General features: G+C 72.8%; 9 protein-coding genes. 6 read left to right on the top strand and 3 right to left on the bottom strand.

What is annotated here, in order from left to right; all coding sequences use genetic code 11:
- Positions 1-48: 48 nt before the first annotated feature.
- Together AB4039_RS28255 and AB4039_RS28250 are read right to left on the bottom strand one after the other, a co-directional pair.
- A complete protein-coding gene (locus AB4039_RS28255; RefSeq protein WP_266842222.1) occupies positions 49-1,131 on the bottom strand; it encodes a family 2 encapsulin nanocompartment cargo protein polyprenyl transferase in 1,083 nt (360 codons plus the stop codon).
- Positions 1,131-2,537, bottom strand: coding sequence for a family 2B encapsulin nanocompartment shell protein (locus tag AB4039_RS28250; RefSeq protein ID WP_266842221.1), 1,407 nt, complete (start codon positions 2,535-2,537; stop codon positions 1,131-1,133). Before AB4039_RS28250 ends, AB4039_RS28255 begins: the two co-directional genes overlap by 1 nt.
- A gap of 225 nt (positions 2,538-2,762) precedes the next feature.
- On the opposite strand from AB4039_RS28250, the gene AB4039_RS28245 reads away from it, so the two are divergent.
- The 5 genes from AB4039_RS28245 to AB4039_RS28225 all read left to right on the top strand — a co-directional run bounded on the left by AB4039_RS28245 (position 2,763) and on the right by AB4039_RS28225 (position 6,692).
- Positions 2,763-3,242 carry an Rrf2 family transcriptional regulator gene (locus AB4039_RS28245; RefSeq protein WP_266842220.1) on the top strand — a complete coding sequence of 160 codons (480 nt, stop codon included), beginning with the start codon at positions 2,763-2,765 and terminating at the stop codon, positions 3,240-3,242.
- Positions 3,243-3,364: 122 nt separating this feature from the next.
- Positions 3,365-4,561 carry a globin domain-containing protein gene (locus AB4039_RS28240; RefSeq protein WP_442272114.1) on the top strand — a complete coding sequence of 399 codons (1,197 nt, stop codon included), beginning with the start codon at positions 3,365-3,367 and terminating at the stop codon, positions 4,559-4,561.
- 132 nt (positions 4,562-4,693) lie between these two features.
- A complete protein-coding gene (locus AB4039_RS28235) occupies positions 4,694-5,284 on the top strand; it encodes an N-acetylmuramoyl-L-alanine amidase (protein WP_266842217.1) in 591 nt (196 codons plus the stop codon).
- A 46-nt stretch (positions 5,285-5,330) separates the two neighbouring features.
- Positions 5,331-5,783, top strand: a complete 453-nt coding sequence (locus AB4039_RS28230) for a GNAT family N-acetyltransferase (RefSeq protein WP_266842216.1) — start codon at positions 5,331-5,333, stop codon at positions 5,781-5,783.
- A gap of 15 nt (positions 5,784-5,798) precedes the next feature.
- Positions 5,799-6,692 carry a 1-aminocyclopropane-1-carboxylate deaminase/D-cysteine desulfhydrase gene (locus tag AB4039_RS28225; protein WP_442272113.1) on the top strand — a complete coding sequence of 298 codons (894 nt, stop codon included), beginning with the start codon at positions 5,799-5,801 and terminating at the stop codon, positions 6,690-6,692.
- Between the two features lie 25 nt (positions 6,693-6,717).
- Here AB4039_RS28225 and AB4039_RS28220 read toward each other — a convergent pair whose 3' ends face one another.
- Complete coding sequence (locus AB4039_RS28220) at positions 6,718-8,298, bottom strand: Na+/H+ antiporter (protein ID WP_266844027.1); 1,581 nt, start codon at positions 8,296-8,298, stop codon at positions 6,718-6,720.
- A 43-nt stretch (positions 8,299-8,341) separates the two neighbouring features.
- Between AB4039_RS28220 and AB4039_RS28215 the strand changes: the two genes are divergently transcribed.
- On the top strand, positions 8,342-8,602 hold the full coding sequence (locus tag AB4039_RS28215) for a UBP-type zinc finger domain-containing protein (protein ID WP_266842213.1): 261 nt from the start codon (positions 8,342-8,344) through the stop codon (positions 8,600-8,602).
- The last annotated feature ends 94 nt before the right edge of the window (positions 8,603-8,696 follow it).

Here is an 8,696-nt window from a genome sequence, read left to right as displayed (position 1 = left end):
CCCGGTGCCGGAACGCGCCTTCCCCCCGTACGCCCCTCCCCCACGCGGTCACCTCGTACGGCGCGTCACGAACTCCGCCAGTGCCAGCAGCCCGCCCGCCGCCGCGAGGTCCGGGACGGCCCGGGACAGCTCCTGTACCGCCCGGCCCATCCGGTCGGCGGCATGGGCCTGCGCCCAGTCCCGCCCGCCGGCCCGCTCCACCGCGCGGGCCGCGGCGCGCACGTCGTCCCCGGCCATCGGGCCCGCGTACAGATCGGCCAGCTCCGCCCCGGCCCGGGTGCCCGAGGTGAGGGCGGCCACGACCGGGAGGGACTTCTTGCGGGCGAGCAGATCGGCCCCGGCGGGCTTCCCCGTGTGCCCCGGATCCCCCCAGATGCCGATCAGGTCGTCGATCAGCTGGAAGGCCAGCCCGGCCTCCCGGCCGAAGGCGTCCATCGCCTCGACCTCCTCCGGCCCGGCCCCCGCGTAGAGCGCGCCCAGGGCGCACGCGCAGCCCAGCAGGGCCCCGGTCTTCGCCGTCGCCATGGCCAGGCACTCGTCGAGCGCGACGTCCGGGCGGCGTTCGAAGGCGCAGTCCGCCTGCTGTCCGGCGCACAGCTCGATGACGCAGGCCGCGAGCCGGGCGGAGGCGGCCGCCGCGGCCGGGTGCGGATCCTCGGCGAACAGCCGCAGCGCGAGCGCCATCACCGCGTCGCCCGTGATGATCGCGTCCGGTATCCCGAAGACGGTCCAGGCCGTGGGACGCCCGCGCCGGCGGACGTCCTTGTCGATGACGTCGTCGTGCAGCAGCGTGAAGTTGTGCGCCAGCTCCACGGCCACCGCCGCCCGTACGGCCCCCCGCCCGGCGGGGTCACCGGGCTCACCCGGCTCACCGGGCTCACCGGCGAGCGGGCCGCCCAGGGCCTGCGCGGAGGCGAGGACGAGCGCGGGCCGGATGGCCTTGCCCGCACCGCCGTCCGTCGGGCGGCCCTCCTCGTCCTCCCAGCCGAAGTGGTACATCGCCACCCGCCGCATGGGCCCGGGCAGGCTCTCGACGGTCCTGCGCAGCTCCGGGTTGACCGTTTCTCTCGTGCGCTCCAGCAGGGCCGCCGCCTCCTGCCCCTCGCCCGCGGCGAGGGCGTTCGCGGCCATCAGCGCCAGCGACCGATCTCGACGTTCTCCAGCACGCCGAGCGCGTCCGGCACCAGCACGGCCGCGGAGAAGTAGGCGGTGACCAGGTAGGAGATGATCGCCTGCTCGCTGATGCCCATGAAGCGCACCGACAGGCTGGGCTCGATCTCGTCCGGGATGCCGGGCTGGTGCAGGCCGATCACACCCTGCTCGTCCTCGCCCGTGCGCATGCACAGGATGGACGTCGTACGGGCGTCGCTGACCGGGATCTTGTTGGACGGGAAGATCGGCACCCCGCGCCAGGCCGGCACCCGGTGGCCGCCGACGTCCACCGATTCCGGGTAGAGGCCGCGCTTGTTGCACTCGCGGCCGAAGGCGGCGATGGCCTTGGGGTGCGCGAGGAACATCTTGGAGCCGCGCCGCATCGCGAGGAGGGCGTCGAAGTCGTCGGGGGTGGGCGCGCCCTCGTGGGGCTGGATGCGCTGGTCGTAGTCGGCGTTGTGGAGCAGGCCGAAGTCGCGGTTGTTGAGCATCTCGTGCTCCTGGCGCTCGCGCAGCGCCTCGACCGTGAGCCGCAACTGCTGCTCGGTCTGGTTCATCGGCTGGTTGTACAGGTCGGCGACGCGGGTGTGGACGCGCAGGACCGTTTGTGCAATGGAGAGTTCGTACTCGCGCGGGCGGGCCTCGTAGTCGACGAAGGTGCCGGGCAGGACGGCTTCGCCGCGGTGGCCCGCGGAGAGGTCGATCGCGGCCTCGCCGTACGTGTTGGTGCGCTGGACGGGCGCGGACCGGGCCTGGTCCACGTGCGCGCGCAGCGAGTCGACCCGGTCGGCGAGGAGCTGGAAGTCCTGGCGGGAGAGGACGAGGGCGGTGCCGGAGGTGGCGGCGCGGGCGGTGTACTCCCAGATCGCCTCCTCGTCCGTGAGGGCTCCCTCGCCGAAGTAGGCGCCGTCGGCGACGGTGCGCAGGACCGCGTCCTCGCCGTAGGGGCCGGGGCCGATCTGGTCGATGCGGCCGTGGGCGAGCAGGAAGACCTGGTCGGAGGGGCTGCCGAAGGAGGTGAGCTCCTGACCGGCTTCGAAGTCGACCTGGCGGCAGCGGGCGGCGAGTTCGGTGAGGACCTCTTCGTCGTCGTAGTCGCGCAGCAGCGGGAGTTCGCCGAGCTCGGCGGGGATGACCTGGACCTGGGTGCCGGTCTTGATGAACTCCACGATGCCGTTGCCGACGGAGTAGCTCAGGCGGCGGTTGACGCGGTAGGCGCCGCCCTGCACCGAGACCCACGGGAGCATCTTCAGGAGCCACCGCGAGGTGATCTCCTGCATCTGCGGCGCGGACTTGGTCGTGGTTGCCAAGTTCCGCGCGGCCGAGGTGCCGAGACTGCGCTGCGGTGTCTGGGGTTCGGCTTCGGAACCCGCCTGGACCGACATGTCTTTCCCTTTCGATCACTCCATGGATCTGCGGGACGGAACACTTCCAGCACGCAACGTGGTGAGACCATTACACAAAAGGGTGGGACTACTCCGTGTGGGTCTGGGCATCCTTCCGAGTTGAACGTCTTCACAGGACCCCCTCCACACCCCACCGGTTCCGGCCACTTCCCGCACTCCGCTCCATAAGTTGTATCTGTGATGCAAGTTTTCTAACCTGGGGTCATGCGGCTGACGCGATTCACCGACCTGGCGCTGCGCGTCCTGATGCGCCTGGCCGTCGAGGACGAGGAACTCCCCACCACCCGGGAGGTGGCGGCGACCATGGAGGTCCCGTACACCCACACGGCCAAGGTGGTCGCCCGCCTGCAGCACCTCGGGCTGATCGAGGCGCGGCGCGGCCGCGGCGGCGGGCTCGCGCTCACCCCCGCCGGACGCACCGCGTCGGTCGGCGGCCTGGTACGGGAGCTGGAGGGGGACGGTGACGTCGTGGACTGCGACGGGACGGTCCCGTGCCCGCTGCGCGGGGCCTGCGTCCTGCGCGGCGCGCTGCGCCGGGCCCAGGAGGCCTTCTTCGCCGCCCTGGACCCGCTCACGGTGGAGGCACTGGTGGCGGCTCCGACGGGGCCGCTGCTGCTGGGGATCTCGGGCGGCGGCCGGAGCCGGGCCGAAGGCACCGCCAGCGAGGGCCGAATGGCCGAATAGCTGCGCCGTACCGCCCGCCCGGGCCGACCCCGTGAGGCCTCCCGAACGAACGTCCGCATCGCGGCGGCACCCTTCGGTGGGCTTGAATATGAATCTCAAATACCAATTACGAGGAGCTCCGCATGCTGTCCGAGAAGTCGACCGCGACCGTACGCGCCACCCTGCCCGCCGTCGGAGCCGCCATCGGCGAGATAGCAGAGCTGTTCTACGAGAAGCTGTTCGCCGCCCACCCGGCCCTGATCCGGGACCTGTTCAACCGCGGCAACCAGAACGCCGGACTCCAGAAGCAGGCGCTCGCCGGTTCCGTCGCGGCGTTCGCGACCCACCTCCTGGCGCACCCGGACACCCGCCCCGACGTGATGCTGAACCGCATCGCGCACAAGCACGCCTCCCTCGGCGTCACCCGCGAGCAATACCCCGTCGTCCACCGGCACCTCTTCGAGGCCATCGCCGAGATCCTCGGCGACGCCGTCACCCCCGAGGTCGCCGAGGCCTGGGACGAGGTCTACTGGCTGATGGCGAACGCCCTCGTCGCCATCGAGGAACGCCTCTACGCCGAGCAGCGGGTCACCGCCGGCGACGTCTGGCGGGAGTGGACCGTGGCCGCCCGGGTCGAGGAGACGGCGGACTGCACCACCTTCCGCCTCGCCCCGGCCGACGGCGCGCCCGCCCCCTCCTTCCGGCCCGGCCAGTACGTCTCCGTCCAGGTCGAACTCCCCGACGGGGCCCACCAGATCCGCCAGTACAGCCTCTCCAGCGCCCCCGGCTCCCCGCTCCGCTCGATCACCGTCAAGCGCGTCCACGGCCCGGCCGCCGGCGGCCCCGACGGCGAGGTCTCGAACCACCTGCACTCCCGGGTCCGCACCGGCGACACCCTGCGCGTCTCGGCCCCGTACGGCGACCTGGTCCTGCGGGACTCCGCCGCACCGGTGCTGCTGGCATCGGCCGGCATCGGCTGCACCCCGATGCTGTCGATGCTGGAACACCTCGCCGACACCGGGCACGCCGCCCCCGTCACCGTCCTGCACGCCGACCGCACCCCGGCCGACCACGCGCTCCGCTGCGACCACCGCGCCCTGACCCACAAGCTCCCCGACGCCTCGGCCCGCTTCTGGTACGAGGCCGACGCCGAACCGGGCGACGCCACCGGGCTGGTGGACCTGGAGTCCGTGCCGGTCGCCCCCGGCACCCAGGCGTACCTGTGCGGCCCGCTCCCCTTCATGCGGTCGGTGCGCGCGCAGCTGGTCGCGAAGGGGATCCCCGCCTCGGACGTCCACTACGAGGTCTTCGGCCCGGACCTCTGGCTCGCCTCGTCCTGATGCCCGCTGTCCGGATCGGATCGCACACCGTACGAATGCCCTAGCGGCGGAACAGCCGCCTCCACTACACCGGTACGTAAGGAGACGAACACACACGGTGTCCGTCGCGCACCGCCACACAAGGAGGCGGCCATGTCCGTACCCATGTCCGCGGACCGGTTCCTCGGCGCCCTGCGCGCCGAGGGCCTCACCGTCGTCGAGGTCGGCGCCTGGCGCACCCACAACCGCAACCACAAGGGCCCCTGGGGGCCGGTGAACGGGGTGATGATCCACCACACCGTCACCCGGGGCACCGCCTACAGCGTGGAACTCTGCCGCGACGGGGACTCCGACCTGCCCGGCCCGCTCTGCCACGGGGTCATCGGCAAGGACGGCCGCGTCCACCTGGTCGGCTACGGCCGTGCCAACCACGCCGGAGCCGGCGACTCCGACGTCCTGGCGGCCGTGATCGCCGAACGGCGGCTCCCCCCGGACCGCCAGGCCGACACCGACGGCAACCGCCACTTCTACGGCTTCGAGTGCGTGAACCTCGGCGACGGCGAGGACCCCTGGCCGGCCGTCCAGCTCGACGCCGTCGCCCGCGCGGCGGCCGCCGTCTGCCGGGTCCACGGCTGGGGCTCCCGCTCCGTACTGGGCCACCTCGAATGGCAGCCCGGGAAGATCGACCCCAAGGGGTTCACCATGGACTCGATGCGCGCCCGCGTGGCCGAACGCCTCAAGTGATCTAAACCGGTTGACCCCCCGGCCGCCGCCGGGATCCCCTGCACCCATGTCAACCGATCTCCGCATCGTCCCCGTGGCGGCCGACGACGAACAGGCCGTCCGCGACTGGCACGACGTCCACAACCTGATCATCCCTCCGGACGCCCTCACCCTCGCCGAGGTCCGCGAACGCGCCGTGCGCAACCGCCTGGACGTCGCCTACCTCGGCGACACGCTGGTCGGCTGCGCGACCCTGCGGCCGCCCGCGTCCGACAACGACGACACCGCCACCGTGATCGCCCGGATCCTCCCCGACCACCGCCGCCGGGGCCTGGGCACCGTCTTCTACACCCACGTCCTGGAGCGGGCCCGGGCCCTCTCCCCGGCCGCCGTGGAGACGATCGTCCTGGAGTCCAACCAGGACGGCCTGCGCTTCGCCCTCGCCCAGGGCTTCACCGAGACCGAGCGCCACCTCCTGCCCGGAGACACCGTCCCCTACCTCACCCTGCGCCTGTCCTGACCCGACAATGGACGGGTGACCCACCCCGAGCTGCTCCCCCGCCCGCCGTCCCCGCTCGTCGAGGCCGCCGACGACCGCTTCGCCGCGCACGGGGTCCGGCTCCTCCTCAAGCGGGACGACCTCGTCCACCCCGAGCTGCCCGGCAACAAGTGGCGCAAGCTCGCCCCCAACCTCCGGGCGGCCCTGGGGGCCGGGCACGACCGGCTCGTCACCTTCGGCGGGGCCTACTCCAACCACCTGCGGGCCACCGCCGCGGCCGGCCGGCTGCTCGGGCTGGGGACGGTCGGTGTCGTCCGCGGGGACGAGCTCGCCGGGCGGCCGCTGAACGACTCCCTCGCCCGCTGCGCGGCGGACGGCATGCGGCTGCACTTCACGACCCGCTCCGACTACCGCCGCAAGGCCGAACCGGAGACCCTGCGGCGGCTGCTGGAGTCGGCCGGGGCCGCGGGCGCGTACGTGGTCCCCGAGGGCGGCAGCAACGCGCTCGCCCTGCGGGGGTGCGCCGAACTGGGCCGCGAGCTGCGCGGCGCCTGCGACGTCGTGGCGGTGGCCTGCGGCACGGGCGGCACCCTGGCCGGACTGGCCGCCGGGCTGGACCCGGGCCAGCGGGCCCTGGGCGTGCCCGTCCTGGCGGGGGGCTTCCTGGCCCCGGAGATACGTTCCCTCCAGCACGGGGCCTTCGGTGGGCCGGCCGGCGACTGGACCCTGGCCGAGGGTTTCGACCACGGCGGCTACGCCCGGATCCCCGCGCCCCTCGACGAGTTCGCCGCCGACTTCGAGTCCCGCCACGGGTTCCCGGTGGAACGGATCTACGTGGCCAAGCTCCTCTGGGCCCTCACGGCCCTGACCCGCGCGGGCGCCTTCCCCCGCGGCACCACGCTCACGGCGGTCGTCACCGGCCGCCCGTAGCCCGCGCCCGGCGAGGGGAGCGGGGTCACGTCTCCTCCCGGTAGGCCGCCGCCTCCTCCAGGTCCAGCCTGCGCAGCAGCCCCCGCAGCATCTCGTCGTCGATCCGGCGCCCGTCCCGCAGGGACACGAACACCTCCCGCTCGGCCGCGATCATCTCCCCGGCGAGCCGCCGGTAGACGTCGTCCGCGGACTCCCCCGTCAGCGGGTTGACCTCGCCCAGCCGCTCCCACACCGCGTTGCGCCGCCGCTCCAGCACCGTCCGCAGCCGGTCCACCAGCGGCGGCGGCAGGCTGTTGTTCGCCGGCGACTCCAGCAGCTCCACCAGCCGTTCCTCCGCCGCCCGCGATGCCTCGCTCTGCGCCTGCGCCTCCGCGAGGGTCTCCGCCTTCCGGTCCCTCGGCGGCAGCTTCAGCATCCGGATCAGCGGGGGCAGGGTCAGCCCCTGCACCACCAGGGTCCCGATGACCGTCGTGAAGGTGAGGAACAGGATCAGGTTCCGGTGCGGGACGCCCATCGGCACCGAGAAGGCGATCGCCAGCGACACCACCCCCCGCATCCCGGCCCACCCCACGATCACCGGCGCCTTCCAGTCGGTGTCCGGCTCGCGCAGCCGGATCCGTTCCGACACCCACCGCGGCACGAAGGTCGCCGGGAACACCCACAGGTACCGCGCGGCCACCACCGCCAGGAACACCACCAGCGCGTACCCGAAGGCGGCCGCGCCCTCGTACTCGCCGAGCCCCTTGAGGACCACCGGCAGCTGGAGCCCGATCAACGCGAAGACCACCGACTCCAGCACGAAGGCGACGACCTTCCACACCGCCTCCTCCTGGAGCCGGGTCGCGAAGTCGACCTGCCAGTTGCGGTGGCCCAGGTACAGCGCGACCACCACCACCGCCAGCACGCCCGAGGCGTGCACCCGTTCGGCCGCCGCGTACGCCACGAAGGGGATCAGCAGCGACAGGGTGTTCTGCAGCAGCGGCTCCTTCAGCCGGGTGCGCAGCTGGTGGATCGGCACCATCAGCAGCAGGCCGACGCCGACCCCGCCCACCGACGCCAGCAGGAACTCCGCGACCCCGCCGGCCCAGCCCGCGCCGACCCCGACCGCCGCGGCCAGCGCCACCTTGTAGGCGGTGATGGCCGTGGCGTCGTTGACCAGGGACTCGCCCTGCAGGATGGTCGTGATCCGGTTCGGCAGCCCGAGCCTGCGGGCGATCGCCGTCGCCGCGACCGCGTCCGGCGGTGCGATCACCGCGCCCAGCACCAGCGCCACCGGTGGCGTCAGCCCCGGCACCACCATGTACGTCACCCAGCCGACCGCCAGCGTCGCGAAGAGCACGTACCCCACCGACAGCAGCGCGATCGGCCGCGCGTTGGCCCGCAGGTCCAGGTACGAGCTGTCCACCGCGGCCGTGTGCAGGAGCGGCGGGAGCAGCAGCGGCAGCACGATGTGCGGATCGAGCGTGTACGCGGGCAGTCCCGGCACGTACGCGGCGACCAGACCGACGGCGACCAGCAGCAGCGGCGCGGGCACCGGCGTCCTCCGCGCCAGTCCCGCTACGGCGGCGCTCCCCGCCACCAGCGCCACCAGCGGCAATACCTCCATGCGTTCCATCCCCACTCATCGCCCCACCCGTACGCTGGCCATCATGAGCGAGTGCACCCACGTTGCCGAACTGCCGCGCCCCGAGCCTGTCCCGCATGGGCCGACCTGCCCCGAATGTGAGGCGATCGGGAGTCATCCCGTGCAGCTGCGGATGTGCCTGGTGTGCGGGCACGTGGGGTGCTGCGATTCCTCCCCGTACCGGCACGCCACCGGGCACCACAAGGAGACCGGTCATCCCGTCATGCGCAGCTTCGAGCCGGGCGAGAGCTGGCGGTGGTGTTTTGTCGACGGTTCGATCGTCTGAAGCGGGGTAGGTCAACCCTCCGCCGGTTCCCCTTATTTGGGCCCGCAGACCCCTAGCCACTGTGCGTACCCGTGGGCTTACCATCAGTCACCGG

Origin of the sequence: Streptomyces sp. M-16 (genome assembly GCF_052114405.1) — a bacterium.
Lineage (GTDB): Bacteria > Actinomycetota > Actinomycetes > Streptomycetales > Streptomycetaceae > Streptomyces.
Note: the sequence above shows the minus strand (reverse complement) of the source record. Positions and strands in the feature narration are given on the sequence as shown.